The following is a 19,675-nucleotide window of genomic DNA, read 5'->3' as shown; positions in this document are numbered from 1 at the left end:
GTAAACACAACATGGAGAGCGCGCAAATGGTGATTAACTGCGTGGTATACCGCCACGGTGAGCGTGAAGAGCATGTCAACATTGATGAAGTGTCAGATGTGCTGAAAGAAGACAAAGCCTTTGTCTGGCTGGGCCTGTACCAGCCTGATGCAGAGTTTATGCACCGGCTTCAGGATGAGTTCGGCCTGCATGAGCTGGCCATCGAAGATGCGCTGGTGGCGCATCAGCGTCCGAAGATCGAACAGTACGGCGACTCGGTTTTTATCGTCGTGAAGAGCGCCCATCTGGATGACAGTCAGCGCATCAGTTTTGGCGAAACACACTTTTTCCTCGGCAAAAATTTTCTGATTACCGTCCGTCACGGTTCCACCGAGGGGTATAAAGAGATTCGCGCCCGCGCAGAGAAAAACCACGCGATGCTGTGTCAGGGGCCGGGCTATGCGCTTTACTGCCTGCTCGACTTTATCGTCGATAACTACAGCAAAATCACCGCGACCCTCAGCGAACGCATCGGCGAACTGGAAGATGGCATGTTCACCATGCGCTTTAACAACAACACGCTGGAGAAAGTCTACCATCTGCGGCGCGAGCTGCTCTCACTGCGTAACGCCGCGATGCCGGTCACGGAGATCTGCCCGCAGCTGGTGCGGTTCCATGAAGATATTATTCCGAAGAACCTGCGCGCCTATCTGCGCGACGTGCAGGATCACGCGCACCACGTCATGATTGATGCCGAAGATATGCGGGAAACGCTGGCCAGCGCCATGCAGGTTAACCTGGCGCTGGTTTCCGTGCAGCAAAGCGAAGTCAACAAAAAGCTGGCCGGCTGGGGGGCGATCCTGATTGTGCCGACCATCATTTTCAGTATGTACGGTATGAACTTCCCGGATATGCCGGAACTGCATACCCACTTTGGGTATCCGGCGGTGGTGGCGATTACGCTGATTATCTGCTGCGTCATGTGGTGGCGGCTGAAAAAAGCGCACTGGCTGTAGCCGTGCTGCAGCCAGAATTTCAGCCTGAAATCGCCAGGCTCAGACGGGCTCAAAAAGCACTGGCGACGGGGCGTACGGTGATTTCGCTGACGTCAACGTCGCCAGGCTGCGCAATAGCCCAGCTGACAGCCCGTGCAATCGCCTCTGGCTTCAGGGCGATGGCACGAAAGCTTTTCATCGCTTCACGCGCCACATCGTCACTGATGATATCGGCCAGCTCGGATTCAACCACGCCGGGATTGATCACCGTTACCCGCAGCTGTTGCGACTCCTGACGCAAACCGTCGGAAATGGCGCGTACGGCAAATTTTGTTGCGCAGTAAACCGCGGCGGTCGGTGAAACGGAAAGCGCACCGATGGACGCAATGGTAATGATATGGCCTGCCTGCTGCGCCTCCATCGTGGGCAGGACGGCTGCCATGCCATACAGCACACCGCGCACGTTAACGTCCAGCATCAGATCCCACTCTTCGACTTTCAGCGATCGCATCGGCGAAAGCGGCATCACACCAGCGTTATTGATCAGCACATCAATCCGGCCATACTTTTCGCGGGCAAAATCAGCCAGCCGCTGCATATCCCCGCGCTGCCGCACGTCTGTCGGAAGAAAATCAGGCTCTGCACCGGTTGCACGCAGTTCATGGCACAGGGCGGCGAGCCGATCGGTACGGCGGGCGCCAAGCACCAGCCGATGGCCTTCGGCGGCCAGCTGGCGGGCAATACTTTCACCAATACCGCTGCTGGCACCGGTCAGAACGATCACTTTTGCATCGGGATTCAACATATCTGCTTCCTCGTGTGAATGAACGAGGCCATTGTGGAAAAAACGCGCACCGCACAACAGGCCGGATTGTGGCGCAGGCTTGCCGGATCCTCTCGCCGGCATTGTGCAGGTGCGATGGAAATCGCTATGCTTTGCCTGAACCTGTTACCGGACATTCACCATGCCAACCCTTCAGCAACGAACCTGCCAGTTACTGCAACAGCTGGCGCGCCAGGAAGGTTATACCCAGTCGCTGCTTGAGAACGTCCGCTTCATGCGCGCGAATCAGCAGTGGGCGCGCACGCCGGTGTTGTATGAGCCCGGCATTATCATCGTGTGTCAGGGATCGAAGCGCGCTTTTCTGGCCGATAAAATGTACCGTTACGATGCGCAACACTATCTGGTGTTGTCGGTGCCGCTGCCGTTCTCCGCCGAAACCGAAGCCACGTCCCAGGAGCCGCTGCTGGGGCTGGCCATTCGGCTGGATGCCACGGTGGTCGCCCGACTGGTGGCGCAGGTGCCTGCCGCAGCCGATGCGGATGTTGCCCCGCCGGCAGGCATTCTTTCTACGCCAGTGGATACGGCGCTGGCCGAAAGCACGCTGCGTTTGCTGGAAGCGTTAAGCGATCCGCTTGAGGCCAAAGTACTCGGCCCGGCGCGGGTTGAGGAGATCTGCTTTCGGGTGCTGATGGGTAAACAGGGCGGCGCGGTGCGTGCTTCGCTGGCCAGTCAGGGCCAGTTTGGCCGCATCGCACGGGCTCTGCAGCATATTCACGGCCGCTGGCAACAGCCGATTAACGTGCCGCATCTGGCGCGCGAAGCCGGCATGAGCGTTGCACGCTTCCATCTGCATTTTAAAACCGTGACGCACACGACACCGATTCAGTATGTGAAATCGCTGCGGCTGCATCAGGCTCGCCTGATGATGATCCGCGATAATCTCACCGCCTCAGGGGCGGCCGCGCGCGTCGGCTATGAAAGCGATTCGCAATTCAGTCGCGAATTCAAACGGATGTTTGGCCGCAGTCCGGCCGAGGAAGCGCGGGTGATGAAAAAAGCGTTTGCTCTGCTGCCGCCGGAGCAGTTATCCGCGCGGCTGCAGACCCACTGATGCGTATGACGGCGTCAGGTGCGAACGCCCATTACGCTAACAACCAGCACAATCCAGAAAAACGTGCAGCCTGACAGTAGAATGCGCCAGGCAAGGTGGCGCTGCGGCGCGAGGAACGTTTCCAGACGCGTACGAAAAAACAGATGCATAGTGACCTCTAAACAGAAATGAATACACAGCCGCCAGGACCAAAGGGGGCGCGGCGAAGCGGCGTATTCTGCAAGACGTGACCTAAGAGGAACGACAAGACCTGTCCTGAAAAAAACGCAGCTCAGGGGGCGGAAAGCGCGGAAAACCGCGGCGCATCACGCTTCATTATGATGGTGATTTATGGGAAATTTCGCAGCCAGATGCTGGAGATGTCGCCACTGTTACCCTTATCAGCCGGTGCAGAAAACGGGCAGGGAAGGGGGCTGGCGCGCAGGCTATCCGAACAGCATGATCGCTAAAGCGGTCATTTAGTACCAGCCTTCGTCCGATAGATTCCGTTGGCAACCGGCTCGCCTCTGCGGGCGCTGCAGCAGGCTGCCTCCCCGGTGCGACGTGACTGACTGTATCAGCCGGGCAGCCAGTCAGAACTTACGCCAGTCAGAGGAAACCAAGAATATTCCACTATAAAATGGCCCTGATAGTAGCGGTTTTTTCGTATGATTAGACTGGTACGTGTCTGAATTCACTGGTAAATCGGTAAAATGAATTGAAAGGGTTCCGGGTGAAGCGTACAACGTTGGCATGTCATCTGTTTGACTTAAGTAATATTGCGCTCGCTCTCCCTGTGGAGGCGTTTTCTCGCGGTTCAGAGACGGAAAAAGATGCCCGAAATTTACCCACCAGGGATGAAAAGGTATTGGCTGGCCAGGCCGTGCGCCATGCCGGAGGCGCCAGTCGCCCGTGACAGGCGGCTGGCGATCGGCCCACTATGGCGTACCCCGCACGCGGGTTTATTAACGGGCGGAGGCGAAGCATGAGCGCAAAAATCTGGCTGATCGATGAAGATTTATCCCTGCGCGAAGCGCTGAGCTTCCTGCTGAAAGCCATGGAGTATGAAGTGGCTGATTTTGCCGCGCCGGCGGCCTTTGACCGCGCCGCCGCACAGCAGCATGCGGTGCACGGCTGCCTGCTGCTGGATGCGGGCAGGCAGACAAAAGGCGGACTGGCCTGGCTGGCGGAGCAGGAAGCGCGGTTTCCGCTGCTGCCGGTCATTATCATGACCGATGATGCCAGCGTGGAGGCCTGCCGTCACGCCGCCGGGGACAGCGCCTTTGGCGTGTTTGCGAAGCCGCTGGATATTGAACCACTGCTGGACACCATCCGGCTGGCGATGCAGGAGAGTGAGCAGCGCATGGCGGCGGTGCGCTGATATCAGCGGCAGCCCGGAGCGGCTGCCACAGGCAAAGCGTAAACGGGCGCAGCGGCGCGGTCAGCGCATTGACAGGCTGCCGGCGTGTAACCGGCGTGAGGCGGCGAAGCAGGCAAGCGGAACCGGCAGGGTAAACAGCAGCAGCAGCCACAGCAGAACATACACCGCATCCACCCCGTCATTCTGCAGATTGTTATACAACTGCACCGGTATTCCCTGCGGAAAGTAGGCAAAAATCATGACGATACCGAATTCACCCATCGCGCGAACCCACGCCAGCGCGGTGGCTGAAGCCAGCCCCGGTGCCGCCAGCGGTAGCGAGAGACGCCAGAAACGCTGCCAGGGAGACGCGCCCAGCGTCCGGCCCGCTTCCAGAATCTCGCCGGGCACGCTGGCAAATGCCGATCGCGCGCTGGTGACAAAATAGGGCAGCGCGCCATACCACTGCGCCAGCACAAACGCCGCCGGGTTATTCACAAGTGACCAGCCAACGCGGCCCAGCAGCGTGCCGGGCAGGCTGTAAGGTCCCCAGGCGCTGACCAGTAAAATGCCCATGGCCAGCGGCGGGGTCAGCAGGGGCACCAGCACCAGCAACTCCACCAGCAGACGCAGCCGACCCTGCGCCTGTGAGAGCCACCACGCCACCGGTAAGCCGCTGAGTACAATCAACAGCAGCGCTATTGCACCCAGCACCAGTGAGGTGACAATCGCCTGGCTGTCGCCCCATGCCAGCCGCAGATGCCACCACTGTGTGACGCCAGCCAGGGTGATAAACGGCACGGCCAGCAGTGTTAACGCCGGCAGCGAAAGCCACAGGGCAGTAGTATGACGGGGGCGCATCATGGATACAGCGTACTGCCTTTCGGCGCCGCATAGCCATGCTGTTTCAGTAACGCCTGTCCGGCGGGGCTGCGCAGGAAATCAATAAAGGCCTGGCCCGCCGCGCCACCATGCGGCGCATTTTTCAGTACGGCCGCGTAGTAAACCAGCGGCTGCGTGTGCAGCGTTTGGTCCTGACCATGGCTGTCTTTCACGCGAAAAGTGACAGTGTCATACCAGCGTTGCGCCATGGCCGGATTGCTGAGGTTGATCTCATCCGGCAGCGCGATATACGGCAGGTGGGCGGAGATCACTTCGCTTTCATAACCGGCGGCGGCATCCACCTGACCGCTCTCCAGACGTGCCAGCAGGCCGCCTTCCAGATGCGTCTGGGCCGGGTTCTGATACCCGCCAAGGATGCGATCGGCGATGCCCGGTTGCGCGTAATACTTCTCCGCCAGCAGCAGGGTAAAAATGATGTTCTGCCCTTTGGGATCGTTCACCGGATCGGTGCGGCCAAATTTTACGCCGGGTGTGGCCAGCACCTTCAGCCAGCTGGTATCGCTGCCTTTTGCCCGGGCAAACTGCTGCGCAAATTTTCCTTTCGGGCTGTAAGCCACCACCATGCTGGTGCTGGCGACCGGTTCAGCGTGGTCAATCAGGCCGGCCGCTTTCAGGATTTGCATCGGTCCTGGCGTAATCGAGACAAACACATCGGCGGTTATCTTGCGGCCAGCCAGTAGCCTGGCCATGCCATATGCGCCCTGGCCCTGACCCTCATAACGGCCGTGATGGGCTTTGGCAAACGCCGGGCCCAGCGCCTGATCCATCACCTTACCCATGGACCCGGCATAGGTCACCCGAATATCCGTATCCGCCTGCGCATAAACGCTCATCGTAGCGGTTGCCGCCAGTAACAGTGTCGCTAAGGTCTTCATGGTACGCATTTTCTCGCTATATATTTTATTAGATAGCGATTATCGGCAGGCCGCGGCCCGGTGCAAGGGAAAATCTGTTGCGAAATCCTGCAGGCAGTGCCAGCGGCTACCAGGAAAATTCAGAATCAGGTGCGCGACCGGCCGGAAAATCACGCAGGCCCGGCTGCACATAAAATAAGCAGCTATAGTTATCACTGTTTTCTTTTTCCCGGTGCCGTTGAGGTGGCACCGCATTGTCATAAGCCCGGACCGAACGTCATGCAACGAGGTTGAACGTGTTTGCCGATCTTTCCTGGAAAACCCTGCATCAGGTCATCAGTCAGACCATAGCTGAGATGGCCGATGAACAGCAAACGCTGGATGTGCCCAGCCTGCGCCGGCGGCTGGAGCAGATGGCGGAGAGCGAAACCAACGAAGAGCTGGTGCTGTGCTACTGGCAGGCGAGCAAAATTCTGCTGCATTTACCGGCCACCGTGACGGCCAGCCAGCTGCTTGACGCAGCCCGCCGCGCGTTTCGCAGCCCGCCGGGGACCGATCCGCTTTAACCCTGAATGCTATTCTGCTGCCGCTGCGCTATCTGCTAACTAATCGTTTGATTATTCGTCATTATCTGAATCCAGGCTCTGCTAAACTTCCTGTGTCATTAACGCTGAAACAGAGGACAGTAATGAAAATTAAAAGTTATGCCGCGATGAACGCGGGCGAAGCGCTGGTCCCTTATGAGTATGAAACCGGTCCGCTGGCTGCTGAAGAAGTCCTGGTTGAAGTCGATTACTGCGGTGTGTGCCATTCTGACCTGTCGATGATTGACAACGAGTGGGGCATCTCCTCCTTCCCGGTTATTGCCGGTCACGAAGTGATTGGCCGCATCAGCGCGCTGGGCGATGCGGCGCAGGATAAAGGGCTGAAAGTCGGGCAGCGTGTCGGCATTGGCTGGACGGCAAAAAGCTGCCAGCACTGTAACGCCTGTATTAACGGTGAGCAGGTCAACTGTGAGAACGGCTCCGTGCCAACCATCATGAACAAGGGCGGTTTCGCCAGCCATCTGCGTGCTGACTGGCAATGGGTGATTCCGCTGCCGGAAAGCATGGATATTGCGTCAGCCGGTCCGCTGCTGTGCGGCGGTATCACGGTGTTCAAACCTTTGCTGATGCATCACATTACCGCCACCAGCCGCGTCGGGGTGATTGGTATCGGCGGTCTTGGTCATATGGCGATCAAACTGCTGCGCGCAATGGGCGCGGAAGTCACGGCGTTCAGCTCCAATGCCAGCAAAACCGAATCCATTAAGGCGATGGGTGCCGATCGCGTTGTCAACAGCCGCGACCCGCAGGCGCTGAAAGCGCTGGCCGGCCAGTTTGACCTGATCATCAGCACCGTTGCGGTTGATCTTGACTGGCAGCCGTACTTCCAGGCGCTGGCACCGCACGGCAAGTTCCACACTGTGGGTGCGGTGATGAAGCCGTTTGAAGTACCGGCCTTCAGCCTGATTATGGGCGACCGCGCGGTAACCGGCTCCTCTACCGGCTCACCAGGTCAGCTGCGTACGCTGATGAAACTGGCTTCGCGTGCCGATGTAGCCCCGCAGGTTGAAGAGTTCCCGATGTCAAAAATCAACGATGCGCTGGATCATGTGCGTGCCGGTAAAGCCAATTACCGTGTGGTACTGAAAGCGGATTTCTGAGTGTGTGACAGCGGCGGCCCGGGCGGGCCGCCGTTTTGACGTCTTATCCCTGCGAATCATCCTTTTCGCCGAGGAAGAAATACCATAGCGGAATCGACAGCAGTCCGGTAAATACCAGCGTGTAGAGGGCAATCATAAAGCCCTGCGTCAGATACATCGTCAGCGACCAGTGGCTGAACGGAATGCCATACTGGTCAATTACCCCACCAATAATCGCATTGCTCATTACGCTGCCTACCACCAGCGCCAGCACCAGCAGACCCCGCAGGAAGTAACGCATCTCTTTGCGTTTTACCGTAAAGCGCGCCCGGATAATCCCCAGTGGCGACTGCTGCGCCGCCAGGATATCGGCCTCGCTCATGGGTGCCCGCTGCTGTTTACGCCAGCGCAGCATATCCACCAGCATAAATGCCAGCAGGCTGACGCCCATGACCGGCAGGGCATAACCCAGCGCCACCGCAACCAGCAGACACAGGGCTTTTGCCAGCAGCGGAAGCGCCAGCCAGCTGGCGGTCAGGGTCTGCAGCGGGCTGGCTTCTGCGATCTGCGGACGACGCAGCCACCACATACGGTAGCCCAGCACAATCATGCTGCATAATCCCAGGCCAAAGCCGGCAAGGAGCAGCTGATTAGCAAGGCCAAACAACACGCCCATATGCGCGTCCACACCCCAGCGCGTCAGTTTTGCCACCAGCGGGAAGCGGTCAAAATAGACATGATCCACGATGGCGAAGCTCTGCGGATTGACCGAGACGGCATCCACCTGGGTGGGCCAGCGGCGGTCGATCTCGCTCACGGTCCACGCCCGGCCGGCACGGGACGGCTGACGCAATTCCAGCTTCGCGGCGTCAATGCCATCGGCGCGCGCGGCCTGCAGCACGCGATCCCAGTCCGCATCAGCGGCATTAGCCGGCAGCGGTTTCGCCGGTTGCGTGGCCGGTTTACGCATATCGGCCATGGACATTCCCGCCATCGCCTGTGCCGACATGCCGCGATGTTCCGCGTGCGGATCGGCCGGTTCAGCCGGCGCTTCGCCGTTAAGCTGCGTATTGACCTGCGGTGTCATCCAGTGCAGTGCGGTGCGCATTTTATCAATGTTGCCGCCTGCCCACTGTGACCAGGTCAGCCCGGTGACCGAGAAAAACAGCAGGCCCAGTAGCAGCGTCAGGCCGAGGGTGATATGCCAGTGCCGGCTGAACGCAAAGCCGCGACGGGCCACCTTCAGACGACGCTTTGGACGGGTGGCCAGCCACAGCACCACGCCGCCCAGCGCCGCCACCCACAGCCAACTGGCGGCCAGTTCACTGTAATTGCGCCCGACATCGCCCAGCAGCAGGCTGCTGTGCAGCAGGTCAAGCGTGGTACGCAGGGGCAGGATGCCGCTGGTGCCGTACACCGTCATATCGCCTTTGATTTTCAGGCTGTAAGGATCAACAAACACCGCGCGCGACTGTGACGGACCCAGCGACGGATCCGCAAACTGCACGCGGGTGGTATCCGTTGCGCCCGGCGCGGGCCGTACCGCGTAGATGTGCTGACGTTCGCCAGCCCGTTCGCGTGCCGCGCGGATCTGCGCGGACAGCGGCTGCGCTTCGCCGGTCGGCTGAGCGGTGAGGGCATCGGCGTAAATCAGGTTTTCCAGCTGTGGCGTCAGGACATAAAGCGTGCCGCTGAGGGCAGCCACAAAAATAAAGGGTGCAACAAACAGACCAATATAAAAATGTAAGCGGCGGACTAAATTAAGCACCGCGCCGCGCGGCGCTGCAGAGTGAACAGCAGACAAAGCCGTCTTCCTTCCGGTTAGAGAATGCCAGGGCACAGCACGGCGGACATCCGCCCGGCTGTACCGGATTAACAGCAATCAGCAGAAGAGGTGCAGGGCGGGGCGCGCGGGCGATGAAGGCCACTGAAGCGACGTATCACCGGCGTCACCCGGACGCGCAGCGGCGGGGCGCGGGAGATCACCAGTATCAGCCAGATAAACGGCACAAATACCCACAGCAGCAGGGGAACGTGTACCAGCAGATCACAGTAGCCGCAGGCAAATTCTCCCTGTGTCATCTGATGGTGCGCCATACCCGGCATTTCATCTGCCATCATCATGGCGTGGTGCTGTTCCGGCATCGCCATCATCATGGCGCTGTGTGCTGACGGCGCAGCGGCGTGCTGCTGCCGTTCCAGTAACGTTTTAGATACCATCGGCGCAACAAACAGCAGCAGCACCGCCACAATGGCGACGCAGGCAGTCAGGCGCTGGCGAAAGGCAGGGGTAAACGTCATTACGGGTACGTAGCGATCAAAAAACAGGGCCGAAGTGTAACGCGATTGCCGGCCAGGCGTTAAAGAAACTCAACAGAATGCCGCAAAAATTCGCACCTTTTGAAAAGTGTCACGCGCTGACGGACAGCGATTAACCTCATGGCAACCTCATGCACACAATAAGGCAACATAGGCTGCCGGTATGCATGACGCCCGATAACGCTTAAAAGATCGACCGGCCCAGCCGCTCGGTGAGCTTCTCCAGCAGCGCGGTACCCGCCAGCGAGTTGCCGGCGTGATCCAGCGCGGGTGACCATACGGCGATACTCATCTCGCCAGGTATAAAAGCAACGATGCCCCCGCCGACGCCGGATTTAGCGGGCATACCGACGCGCCAGGCAAACTCGCCGGCGCCATCATACATGCCGCTCGTCATCATCAGCGCATTCACCTGACGCGCCTGACGCGGCGTAATCACCGTCCCCCCATCGTGCGGGCTGCAGCCATGACTGGCAAGATACAGGAAGGCACGCGCCAGTTCGCAACAGTTCATGGAGAGTGCGCAGTAATGGAAGTAGGTTTCCATCACTTTGCTGACATCGTTATGAAAGTTGCCAAAGGATTTCATCAGCCAGGCAATGGCGGCGTTACGCGCGGAGTGTTCATACTCTGAGCGCGCCACAACCCGGTCATAATGGATATCCGGCTGCTGCGCGAGGCGGCGCACAAACTCCAGCATACGCTGGCGCGGCGCGGTGAGGCGGCTCTCCAGCAAATCGCACATCACCAGCGCACCGGCATTGATAAAGGGATTACGCGGTTTGCCCTGCTCCAGCTCCAGCTGCACCAGCGAGTTAAACGGCTGGCCGGAAGGCTCTTTCCCTACCCGCTGCCAGATCTCGGCGTCTTCATACAGCGTGAGCGCCACGGTCAGCGACAGCACTTTCGAGATCGACTGGATGGAAAAGCGCGTTGTGGCATCCCCTGCCTGGAAACAGCGGCCGTCAGGCGTATGAATGGCAATGCCCAGCTGGTGAGGATCAACACCCGCCAGCGCCGGAATATAATCCGCCACGCGGCCCTCACGCGTTAACGGGCGCACTTCTTCGACAATCTCCTGCAGCAATGCGTTACTGAGTTCCGACACCTTTCCGCTCCGGCGTTAGCAATTCATTCAGGCCAGGATAATGGTGATTTGCCTCCGGCACGTCAATTGCCCGCGCAAAATTTTGTGAGCTTTCAGTGAAAGCCTGACAGTGCGCCACCTGATCGGAAAGAGAAGCGTAAAATCCTGTTGCGAATGATTGGGTTACCTGCGCCCGCGTTTTGGTTATGCTTTCAGCATCTGTCCGCAGGGCGCGCACCGCGCCGTAATGCTCTTTCTGGAGGAAAACGATACCCGTGTCTGAGAACCATGCCGAAGCCAGAGCGCCGATGCGCGCAGGACGATTCATGCTGCTGCAGAAATTACTGCGGCGCGATAAAACGCCGGTCGCGCTGCTGCTGCTGGCGGCGCTGGTGGGGATACTCACGGGATGGGTTGGCGTGGCCTTCGACCGCGCCGTTAAAGCCGTTCTGCAGCTGCGTCTGGACGGCATTGCCCGCTTTAGCGATCACCTGTTGCTGACCATCGCGGCGGCGTTTTTTACCTCAGCGCTGCTGGGGGGCTGTGGTTATTTTCTGGTGCGTCGTTTTGCGCCGGAAGCCGGCGGCTCCGGCATACCGGAGATTGAAGGGGCGCTGGAAGAACTGCGCCCGGTGCGCTGGTGGCGCGTGCTGCCGGTGAAGTTTATCGGCGGCATGGGCGCGCTGGGTTCCGGCATGGTTCTCGGGCGTGAAGGCCCCACGGTACAGATTGGCGGCAATATCGGCGGCCTGTGCCTGGATCTGTTTCGCGTGCGCGATTCTGAATCCCGGCATACGCTGCTGGCCACGGGCGCAGCTGCGGGGCTGTCAGCGGCGTTCAACGCCCCGCTGGCCGGCATTCTGTTTATTATTGAAGAGATGCGGCCCCAGTTTCGCTACAGCCTGATCTCGATTAAAGCGGTATTTGTGGGGGTGATTGCCGCCAGTATTGTGTTCCGGATCTGTAACGGTAACGAAGCGATTATCAACATCGGCCAGTTGCGCGATGCGCCCACGAATACGCTTTGGCTGTATTTGCTGCTGGGCATTCTGTTTGGCGGCTGCGGTGTGGCCTTCAACCGGCTGATTTTTATTGCTCAGGATCGTTTCCAGCAGCTTCATCAGGGCCGCACGCGCGCATGGGTGCTGTGGGGCAGTGTGCTGGCAGGGCTCTGCGGCGTGCTGGGCCTGGCACTGCCGCAGGCGGTCAGCGGCGGCATTACGCTGATCCCGGATTTCTCTCTCGGTCACTACAGCGCGCTGGCCCTATTTGGCTTGTTTGCGCTGCGCACGCTGGTGACCATTTGCTGTTTCTCCTCGGGTGCACCCGGTGGCATTTTTGCCCCGATGCTGACGCTGGGCACGCTGCTGGGGACCTGTTTTGGCCAGCTTTGTATGCACTGGTTTCCCGATTATCAGCTGGAGGCGGCGACCTTTGCCGTGGCGGGCATGGGGGCACTGTTTGCGGCCTCGGTGCGCGCACCGCTGACCGGGATCGTACTGGTGCTGGAGATGACCAATAATTATCAGCTGATACTGCCCATGATCATTACCTGCCTCGGGGCGACGCTGGCGGCGCAGTTCTTCGGCGGCAAGCCGCTCTATTCTTCGATACTGGCGCGCACGCTGGCTAACGCACAGCTGAGCGGGCAGGCCCGGAGCGGACAGCACTGATCGCGCCGGTTTGCTGCTATACATTGACTAATGGCTCGCGGATAATCCGGATTTTCTGCGTGATAAAGGGGACACATGCTGGAAAATCATCCATCGCGCGACGCTATCCGGCTGGAAAACGTGCTGACGGCGCTGGGCAATCCGCTGCGCATGGCGGTTATCGTTGTACTGGCCGGCGGCGGCGAACACACCTGCGGCTCTCTGGTGCCGGGCGTGTCGAAATCAACCTTAACCCATCACTGGCGCGTGCTGCGCGACAGCGGGGTGATCTGGCAGAAGCCTTCCGGCCGCGAAAACCTGCTGTCGCTACGCAGTGACGACCTGAACGCGCGTTTTCCCGGACTACTGGCGGCGGTGCTGGCGGCGGCAGAACAGGACGCCTTAACCCGCAGCGCGCTGCAACCCTATCTGCCCGCCACCCCTCCGCCGCGATGAGATGTGCTGCATTGCTGGATACCGGCCAGGGACGGGTGAAGGGCAAAAGCAGGTGTTTTACGGCTGCGCGATGAAAAGCCGTCTGGCGACTTGCGCCTTCGGCTATCCGCGTCCACCTTTAATGTTCATCTGATGGCAAATGGACGAACAATGCTCTGGTTATGGAATACGCTTATTCTGCTGGCGACCGTGGTACTGATGGAAGTCACCGCGGCGCTGTCACACAAGTACATCATGCATGGCTGGGGATGGGGCTGGCATCTCTCCCATCACGAACCGCACAAAGGCACCTTTGAACTCAACGATCTCTATGCCGTGGTGTTTGCGCTGCTGTCGATAGGACTGATCTACTTTGGTGTTCATGGCCTGTGGCCGCTGCAATGGATTGGCGCAGGCATGACCACCTACGGTGCGCTCTATTTTATGGTGCACGATGGGCTGGTGCACCAGCGCTGGCCGTTCCGCTATATTCCGCGTAAAGGCTATCTGAAGCGACTTTATATGGCGCACCGGCTGCATCACGCCGTACGCGGGCGCGAAGGCTGCGTCTCTTTTGGTTTTCTTTATGCCCCGCCGCTGCACAAACTGCAGGCAACGCTGCGTGCGCGGCATGGACGAAAGGCTAACGCGGGCGCTGCCACAGACCAGCCGGACGCGCCTGCGGACGCGCCACGCGCGAAGTGATTGCCATCCCGGCCCCCCGCACCAGCAGTGCCAGTTTTTCGCTCTTGCTGGTGCGCTGGCGGGTATCCCACGCCTGCGCACCCGCATGCTGCACTTTAACGCCAATTTCGCGATAGACGCCACGCGCCGTGGCAATCGCCCACGCTGAACGCAGCGGCAGGCCCGGCAGACCACTGCAGGCAGAGGCATAGTAGGGCTCTGCTTCCCGAATCAGCCGCGCGGCCAGGGTAGCCAGCGCCGCGCGATGCTGCGGGTCCGTCAGCTGCGCGGCGGTCAGTCCGGCTTCATCCAGCCAGCTTTGTGGCAGGTAACAGCGGCCGTTAGCGGCATCTTCCACGATATCGCGTGCGATATTGGTCAGCTGAAACGCCAGCCCCAAATCGCAGGCGTGATCGAGCACCGCTTCGTCGCGAACGCCCATGACGCGCGCCATCATCAGTCCGACCACCCCGGCAACGTGATAGCAATAGCGCAGCGTGTCATCAAAGCTGGCGTAGTGTTCTTCCCGCGCATCCATAGCGAACCCTTCCAGGTGATCAAACGCCAGCTGCTGCGGCAGTTCATGGATCAGCGCCACTTCCTGGAAGGCGCGAAACGCCGGTTCATCCATATGCGCGCCGCTGTAGGCGCGGCGGGTTTCAATCTGCAAATGCAACATGCGCGCCTGCGCGTCGTCGATGTGATGCTGCGTGCCGCCTTCGCCCAGCGTCTGCCCGTCAATCACGTCATCGCAGTGACGGCACCAGGCATAAAGCATCAGCGTGCTGCGACGCGTCGGCGGGTCAAACAGTTTCGCCGCCGTGGCGAAACTTTTCGACCCCAGCGCCATGGTCTGCGTGACCTGTTCGATAAGCGGCTGCTGATTCATCCGGCAAGATCCTCCTGCATCAGCTGCGCGGTGGCTTTCGCCGAGCCAATCACACCGGGGACACCCGCGCCCGGATGGGTGCCGGCACCCACCAGATACAGGTTTGAGAGGGTGGCATCGCGGTTATGCGGCCGGAACCAGGCGCTCTGTGTCAGAATCGGCTCAAGGGAAAACGCCGAACCCTGATGGGCGTGCAGGGTGTCGCGGAAATCATAGGGCGTAAACATTCTGTGTGTGACTAATTGCTGGCGCAGTCCCGGCATATAATGCTCCTCCAGATAAGCGAAAATCCGATCGCGTAAACGTGGTCCTTCCTGGTGCCAGTCAATGTCCGCCGTACCCAGATGCGGCACCGGCGCCAGCACATAAAAGCTGCCACAGCCCGCCGGTGCCAGCGACGGATCGCTGCTGCACGGCGCGTGCAGATACAGCGAAAAATCGTCGGACAACCGATCGCTGTTAAAAATCTCATGGATCAATTCACGATAACGTGGCCCAAAGCACACGGTGTGGTGCGCCAGCTGCGTATGCGGCTGATTCAGACCGAAATAGAGCACAAACAGCGAGTTGCTCATCCGCTTACGCTTCAGCGTGGCGGCACGCTTGCGGGCCACCGGATGCTGACTGAGCAGGCAATCGTAGGTATGCACCACATCGGCATTTGAGGCCACTGCTGCAGCGTCAAAGCGGCGGCCATCTTTCAGCTGCACCCCGCTGATACGGTCACCCTGCGTCTCCAGCTGACCTACTTCGGCGTTAAGCAGCAGCTCGCCACCGAGATCGCGGAACAGCTGCGCCATGCCTTCCACCAGCGCGCCGGTCCCGCCGCGCGGGAACCATACGCCCCATTCGCGTTCCAGCGCATGAATTAAGGTATAGATCGAAGACGTTGCAAAAGGATTACCGCCAACCAGCAGAGAGTGAAAAGAGAAGGCCTGGCGTAAATGGTCGTCCTGAATAAATTTCGCCACCATGCTGTAGACGCTGCGCCACGCCTGCAGACGCCCCAACTGCGGGCCGGCGCGCAGCATGTCGCGGAAGTTCAGAAACGGCACGGTGCCCAGCTTCAGGTATCCCTCTTTGAACACGTCCTGCGAATAGGCGAGAAACTGCCGGTAGCCTTCCACATCCTGCGGGTTAAATTTGGCAATCTGCTGCTCCAGCTGCGCCTGATTATTGTCATAATCCAGCTGCCTGCCGTCTTCCCAGCACAGCCGGTAAAAGGGCGTGACTGACATCAGCTCAACGTAATCGCTCAGTTTTTTACCCGCCAGCGTGAACAGCTCTTCGATAGCGCTCGGATCGGTAATCACCGTTGGCCCACCATCAAAGGTAAATCCCTGGTCCTGCCAGACATAGGCGCGGCCGCCGGGCTTATCGCGCTGCTCCAGCAGGGTGGTAGGAATACCTGCCGCCTGCAGGCGAATCGCCAGCGCCAGGCCACCAAAGCCTGCGCCAATCACATAGGTACGTTTCATTATTTCTTCCCTGGTAATGGAGAGGTCTGCAACAGTGCGCGAACCGCTTCGCCAACCGGCACCGGCGGTTTACCGCACAGGATGCGTGCTTTATCGCGTAGCTGAAGTTGTCCGGCATAAAACCGGCTGATCAGCCCGGCATTCAGCCGGTAGAAGCGCTGCATCACGCGCCAGCGCTGCTCAGGTTGGCCGGCGAGGAACAGCATACGGTTCAGCTGGCGGAAAAAGCGCTGTGCGCGCCAGTGCTGGCGGGCAAAGTGCTCAATATGCTGACTGAGCTGTGCGGCATCGGCCGGCAGCTGACGGGCGATCATCTCTGCCAGCGCCATCGCCGCTGGCAGCGAATAGCCGGTAGTAGCGTGAAATAATCCGGCCCGCAGGCCGCTGCACGGCTGGCCGCGCTGCTGCTGCCAGAAGCGATCGATATCGCCGCTCAGGGTGATCGGCAGCGATCCACGCTCTTCACGCAGCACATGCGCAATGGGCCAGCCCTGCTGCTGCGCATACGCCTTGATATTGCGCCGCGCCTGCGCCGCATCCAGCGCCGGCTGGTTGATATAGTGCGTGTCTTCAATCAGCAGCCGGTCGGCACTGAGCGGGAGCGTATAGACAAAGCGGTAACCGCCCTGCTGATCAACGGTGGCATCCATCAAAATGGGCTGCTGTAAACCATGCGGCTGCGTCAGCTGCAGCTCCTGACCGACAAAAGCCTGATAGCCCAGCTGCAGATGCGGCGTCGCTTGCAGGCCGCGACCATCAATCACGGCGCGCGCAGTCAGTTGCGTGCCGCAGGCAAGCGTCACGTGGGTGGGGGAAACCTGGCTGACCGCGCTTGCGGTACGCAGATCGTCACCGCAAACCGCCGTCAGATGCCGGGCGAAGTCAGCCGAGGCGATTGAGCAGTATTCGCCGGGCAGGGTACGCTGCAAATGCGGAAAGCGGACTTCGTAGCCAGACCAGCGTGCCGAAAGGCAGGGCGTCAGCCAGTGAAACTGTTCCGCGCTGAGATCGTCCCGATGAAAAGACCAGGTGTGATTGCCGGCGGGCGCAGACTGGCTTTCCAGTAATAATACACGCAGCCCGGGGTGCAGTTGACGCAGCCGCAGAGCGATCAGGCCATTTGCCAGCCCGGCGCCCACCAGAATCAGATCGTAGCGGGTCTGCATCATGTTGCCTCCGCCAGGACGATCTGCTGCCTGCACAGCGCCTGCTCAACGATATCCGCCGCCCGGGCACAACCACCCGCACGCTTCAGCTGAGCCTGCATCGCCGACATTCGCAGCCGGTAATGCGGGTCGGTCAGCAACTGCTGCAGGTATTTTTCCAGTACCGCCACGCGACTGAAGCGCGATGCGCGCCGGCCAATGCCGTGCCACTCAATACGCGCCGCCACGCCGGGCTGGTCAAAAGCGATAGGCAGTGCCAGCATCGGCGTGCCGCACTCCAGCGCTTCCAGCGCACTGTTGAGGCCGGCATGGGTAACAAACACCTGCGCATGCTGCAGCGCTGCCCGCTGATCGACAAAATCGGTGACCCACGCCGCGCCTGCCAGCTCAAGCTGATGCACCTGCCGCGCATTCAGGCCGCCGCAGTGGGCGATAACCAGGGAGAGACGCTGATTGCGGCAGGCACGCGCCAGCCGCATAAACAGGCGGAACCGACGGCCCTGCAGCGTGCCAAGCGAAGCATAGACCACTGGCTGGCGCAGCGTCGGCCATGGCGCAGGCAGCATACCGGGCGCACTGTCGACGCGCAGCTGACCGACAGCATGGAAGCAGGCGGGCAGCTGCTGCCGGGGAAAGTCAAACGCCGGCACCAGCTGGCTGATCTGCGCCAGCGGCGAGAGGCACTGATGCAGCCCGTGACGCTCCGGCAGGCCAAATGCGCGGGCATGGCGGGCAATCACGTTACCGTGATGCCGCATAATGCGATCGTACATATCGCTGCTGGCGCGAAAGCGCTTCAGCGCCTTTGCATCTTCACTATAGCGGAACGCCATCACCGCCAGCGGGATGCCGGGTTCGCGATTGACCGGCAGCGCACAGGCGACGGAGACGAAGGGTAACCCCAGCGCTTCGGCCACCAAACCGCCGGCGGCTTCCATCTGATCGGCAATCACGCCATCAATATTCAGGTTTTTCAATACGGCAGGCAACTCCCGGCAGAGCATGTCAGTCGCGGCGGCCAGATCGCGTATCACACGAAACAGTGACAGACCGCCTGGCGCTGCCAGCCGCTGTAATCCGGCCGACAGCGAACCCACAGGGTGCGTCTGTTCTCCTACCGCGACAAAGCTGATGCGTTCGTCGCTCAGCAGGGTACGGGCGTCCGCCTGCTGAATAAAGGTGATACGGTGTCCGCGCGCCAGTAAGGTTTGTGCCAGCGCCTGCAATGCATGAAAGTGGCTGTAGAGCGGCGGCGCTACCACGGCAAAATGCCCCATAGACGCGGTCAGCTGAACATCGCCAGCTGTTGATTAAACAGGGCGTGCATATATTGACGGGTAGCGATGCCCTGATGACAGGCACCGGCCAGATGTTCATCCGCGCTGCGCAAATGGTCACGCAGACGGCGTACGGCGCCTTCTGCGCCCAGCATCTGCACCAGCGTGGATTTGCCCTGATCTTTATGGACATCTTTACCGGTGTGCTTGCAGCCATCGGCAAGATCGTCCAGCAGCTGAAAGGCTTGTCCCAGATCCTGCGCAAAGTAGCTGAGCTTCTGCCGGACCAGCGGCGGGGCGTCGGCAGCGATGGCCGCCATCTGCAATGTGGCGCGGAACAGCACGCTGGTTTTCAGTTCATTCGTCAGGGCCACTGCTTCCGGGCTGCGACTTTGCGCGCCTTCATGCAGATCCTGAAATTGTCCCTGTACCAGGCCCTGCAGGCCTACGGCAGAAGAGAGCTGTGCAATGGCTTCCGATTTCTGTCCGGCAGGCAAATCCGGTGCGATGGCGATCACTTCAAATGCGCGGCTCAGCAGTGCGACCGCAGCCAGAATGGCAACATTTTCTCCAAACTCCCGGTGCACGGTCGGGCGTCCGCGCCGCATCAGGGCATTATCCATCGAGGGCATATCGTCAAGGATAAGCGAAGCGGCATGGACCATTTCAACGGCGCACGCCATGTCGATTACGCCGCGCTGCTGTATATCACAGCCCATATCGCGCGCGGCAAGCATCAGCAGCAGAGGGCGAATCCGTTTGCCGGGTGCCAGCGTGCCGGCACGCATTGCCGCCCGGACGCAATCCGTCTGCTGTCCAGCCGGGAGCAGCAGCTCCAGATGATTCTGCAGATCATGATGCAGCTGAAGAAGTTCACTCTGCTGATTTGCTGTAATGTCGACATGGGCGGTCATAGCGGCTATCCATGGTTAATGAAATTATTGTGCTTTTTGATTAACCGTAGACGCCGTAAGGAGAGTCCGCCAGCGAGCGAAGCGACTTTCACCCGTACTGACAGCGATTTACACAAAATCCCGGC

The 19,675-nt window shown here is 59.9% G+C and carries 21 protein-coding genes; 8 read left to right on the top strand and 13 right to left on the bottom strand.

Features of this window, described 5'->3' with window-relative positions; genetic code table 11:
* Window positions 1-26: 26 nt before the first annotated feature.
* On the top strand, window positions 27-995 hold the full coding sequence (gene corA, locus D8B20_RS19360) for a magnesium/cobalt transporter CorA (protein WP_145891641.1): 969 nt from the start codon (window positions 27-29) through the stop codon (window positions 993-995).
* Window positions 996-1,044: 49 nt separating this feature from the next.
* On the opposite strand, the gene D8B20_RS19355 is transcribed toward corA, so the two are convergent.
* Window positions 1,045-1,779, bottom strand: a complete 735-nt coding sequence (locus D8B20_RS19355) for an SDR family oxidoreductase (RefSeq protein WP_145891363.1) — start codon at window positions 1,777-1,779, stop codon at window positions 1,045-1,047.
* Window positions 1,780-1,939: 160 nt separating this feature from the next.
* Here D8B20_RS19355 and D8B20_RS19350 point away from each other — a divergent pair, with 160 nt between their 5' ends.
* Window positions 1,940-2,869 carry an AraC family transcriptional regulator gene (locus D8B20_RS19350; protein ID WP_145891361.1) on the top strand — a complete coding sequence of 310 codons (930 nt, stop codon included), beginning with the start codon at window positions 1,940-1,942 and terminating at the stop codon, window positions 2,867-2,869.
* 14 nt (window positions 2,870-2,883) lie between these two features.
* On the opposite strand, the gene D8B20_RS21915 is transcribed toward D8B20_RS19350, so the two are convergent.
* Complete coding sequence (locus D8B20_RS21915) at window positions 2,884-3,018, bottom strand: hypothetical protein (protein WP_261388109.1); 135 nt, start codon at window positions 3,016-3,018, stop codon at window positions 2,884-2,886.
* 815 nt (window positions 3,019-3,833) lie between these two features.
* Here D8B20_RS21915 and D8B20_RS19345 point away from each other — a divergent pair.
* Window positions 3,834-4,229 carry a response regulator gene (locus D8B20_RS19345; protein ID WP_145891359.1) on the top strand — a complete coding sequence of 132 codons (396 nt, stop codon included), beginning with the start codon at window positions 3,834-3,836 and terminating at the stop codon, window positions 4,227-4,229.
* Window positions 4,230-4,289: 60 nt separating this feature from the next.
* On the opposite strand, the gene D8B20_RS19340 is transcribed toward D8B20_RS19345, so the two are convergent.
* Together D8B20_RS19340 and D8B20_RS19335 are read right to left on the bottom strand one after the other, a co-directional pair.
* A complete protein-coding gene (locus D8B20_RS19340) occupies window positions 4,290-5,069 on the bottom strand; it encodes a molybdate ABC transporter permease subunit (RefSeq protein ID WP_145891639.1) in 780 nt (259 codons plus the stop codon).
* Window positions 5,069-5,986, bottom strand: coding sequence for an extracellular solute-binding protein (locus D8B20_RS19335; protein WP_145891358.1), 918 nt, complete (start codon window positions 5,984-5,986; stop codon window positions 5,069-5,071). The genes D8B20_RS19340 and D8B20_RS19335 overlap by 1 nt, the downstream gene beginning before the upstream one ends.
* Window positions 5,987-6,261: 275 nt before the next feature.
* Between D8B20_RS19335 and D8B20_RS19330 the strand changes: the two genes are divergently transcribed.
* Window positions 6,262-6,531 carry a hypothetical protein gene (locus D8B20_RS19330; RefSeq protein ID WP_145891356.1) on the top strand — a complete coding sequence of 90 codons (270 nt, stop codon included), beginning with the start codon at window positions 6,262-6,264 and terminating at the stop codon, window positions 6,529-6,531.
* 122 nt (window positions 6,532-6,653) lie between these two features.
* On the top strand, window positions 6,654-7,670 hold the full coding sequence (gene ahr / locus D8B20_RS19325) for an NADPH-dependent aldehyde reductase Ahr (RefSeq protein ID WP_145891353.1): 1,017 nt from the start codon (window positions 6,654-6,656) through the stop codon (window positions 7,668-7,670).
* 43 nt (window positions 7,671-7,713) lie between these two features.
* Here ahr and D8B20_RS19320 read toward each other — a convergent pair whose 3' ends face one another.
* The 4 genes from D8B20_RS19320 to D8B20_RS19305 all read right to left on the bottom strand — a co-directional run bounded on the left by D8B20_RS19320 (window position 7,714) and on the right by D8B20_RS19305 (window position 11,383).
* Window positions 7,714-9,453: a DUF2534 family protein gene (locus D8B20_RS19320; RefSeq protein WP_145891351.1), complete on the bottom strand. Its 1,740-nt coding sequence runs from the start codon at window positions 9,451-9,453 to the stop codon at window positions 7,714-7,716.
* Window positions 9,454-9,521: 68 nt separating this feature from the next.
* Window positions 9,522-9,950, bottom strand: coding sequence for a DUF2946 domain-containing protein (locus D8B20_RS19315; RefSeq protein ID WP_145891349.1), 429 nt, complete (start codon window positions 9,948-9,950; stop codon window positions 9,522-9,524).
* Window positions 9,951-10,152: 202 nt separating this feature from the next.
* Window positions 10,153-11,076 carry a glutaminase B gene (gene glsB, locus D8B20_RS19310; RefSeq protein WP_145891347.1) on the bottom strand — a complete coding sequence of 308 codons (924 nt, stop codon included), beginning with the start codon at window positions 11,074-11,076 and terminating at the stop codon, window positions 10,153-10,155.
* Window positions 11,060-11,383: a hypothetical protein gene (locus D8B20_RS19305; RefSeq protein ID WP_145891345.1), complete on the bottom strand. Its 324-nt coding sequence runs from the start codon at window positions 11,381-11,383 to the stop codon at window positions 11,060-11,062. Before D8B20_RS19305 ends, glsB begins: the two co-directional genes overlap by 17 nt.
* Between D8B20_RS19305 and clcA the strand changes: the two genes are divergently transcribed.
* From clcA to D8B20_RS19290, 3 genes are all read left to right on the top strand, one after another.
* Window positions 11,382-12,728, top strand: coding sequence for a H(+)/Cl(-) exchange transporter ClcA (gene clcA / locus D8B20_RS19300; RefSeq protein ID WP_261388108.1), 1,347 nt, complete (start codon window positions 11,382-11,384; stop codon window positions 12,726-12,728). The two genes, D8B20_RS19305 and clcA, sit on opposite strands and share 2 nt — an antisense overlap.
* 75 nt (window positions 12,729-12,803) lie before the next feature.
* A complete protein-coding gene (locus D8B20_RS19295; RefSeq protein ID WP_145891341.1) occupies window positions 12,804-13,163 on the top strand; it encodes an ArsR/SmtB family transcription factor in 360 nt (119 codons plus the stop codon).
* 150 nt (window positions 13,164-13,313) lie between these two features.
* Window positions 13,314-13,847 carry a sterol desaturase family protein gene (locus D8B20_RS19290; RefSeq protein WP_145891339.1) on the top strand — a complete coding sequence of 178 codons (534 nt, stop codon included), beginning with the start codon at window positions 13,314-13,316 and terminating at the stop codon, window positions 13,845-13,847.
* Here D8B20_RS19290 and crtB read toward each other — a convergent pair.
* From crtB to D8B20_RS19265, 5 genes are read right to left on the bottom strand one after another with little or no spacing between them, the layout of a single operon-like run.
* The gene (gene crtB / locus D8B20_RS19285) at window positions 13,786-14,715 is read right to left on the bottom strand and encodes a 15-cis-phytoene synthase CrtB (protein WP_145891337.1); all 930 of its coding nucleotides are present in this window, start codon (window positions 14,713-14,715) and stop codon (window positions 13,786-13,788) included. The genes D8B20_RS19290 and crtB overlap by 62 nt on opposite strands.
* Entirely contained in the window at window positions 14,712-16,193 is a 1,482-nt protein-coding gene (locus tag D8B20_RS19280; RefSeq protein WP_145891335.1) for a phytoene desaturase, read from the bottom strand. The genes crtB and D8B20_RS19280 overlap by 4 nt, the downstream gene beginning before the upstream one ends.
* On the bottom strand, window positions 16,193-17,359 hold the full coding sequence (gene crtY, locus D8B20_RS19275; protein ID WP_145891637.1) for a lycopene beta-cyclase CrtY: 1,167 nt from the start codon (window positions 17,357-17,359) through the stop codon (window positions 16,193-16,195). Before crtY ends, D8B20_RS19280 begins: the two co-directional genes overlap by 1 nt.
* A complete protein-coding gene (locus D8B20_RS19270; protein ID WP_145891333.1) occupies window positions 17,359-18,636 on the bottom strand; it encodes a glycosyltransferase in 1,278 nt (425 codons plus the stop codon). The genes crtY and D8B20_RS19270 overlap by 1 nt, the downstream gene beginning before the upstream one ends.
* A gap of 8 nt (window positions 18,637-18,644) precedes the next feature.
* Entirely contained in the window at window positions 18,645-19,550 is a 906-nt protein-coding gene (locus D8B20_RS19265) for a polyprenyl synthetase family protein (RefSeq protein ID WP_145891332.1), read from the bottom strand.
* Between the last annotated feature and the right edge of the window lie 125 nt (window positions 19,551-19,675).

The sequence above is a fragment of the Candidatus Pantoea soli genome (assembly GCF_007833795.1).
In the GTDB taxonomy this organism is placed as follows: domain Bacteria; phylum Pseudomonadota; class Gammaproteobacteria; order Enterobacterales; family Enterobacteriaceae; genus Pantoea; species Pantoea soli.
Note: the sequence above shows the minus strand (reverse complement) of the source record. Positions and strands in the feature narration are given on the sequence as shown.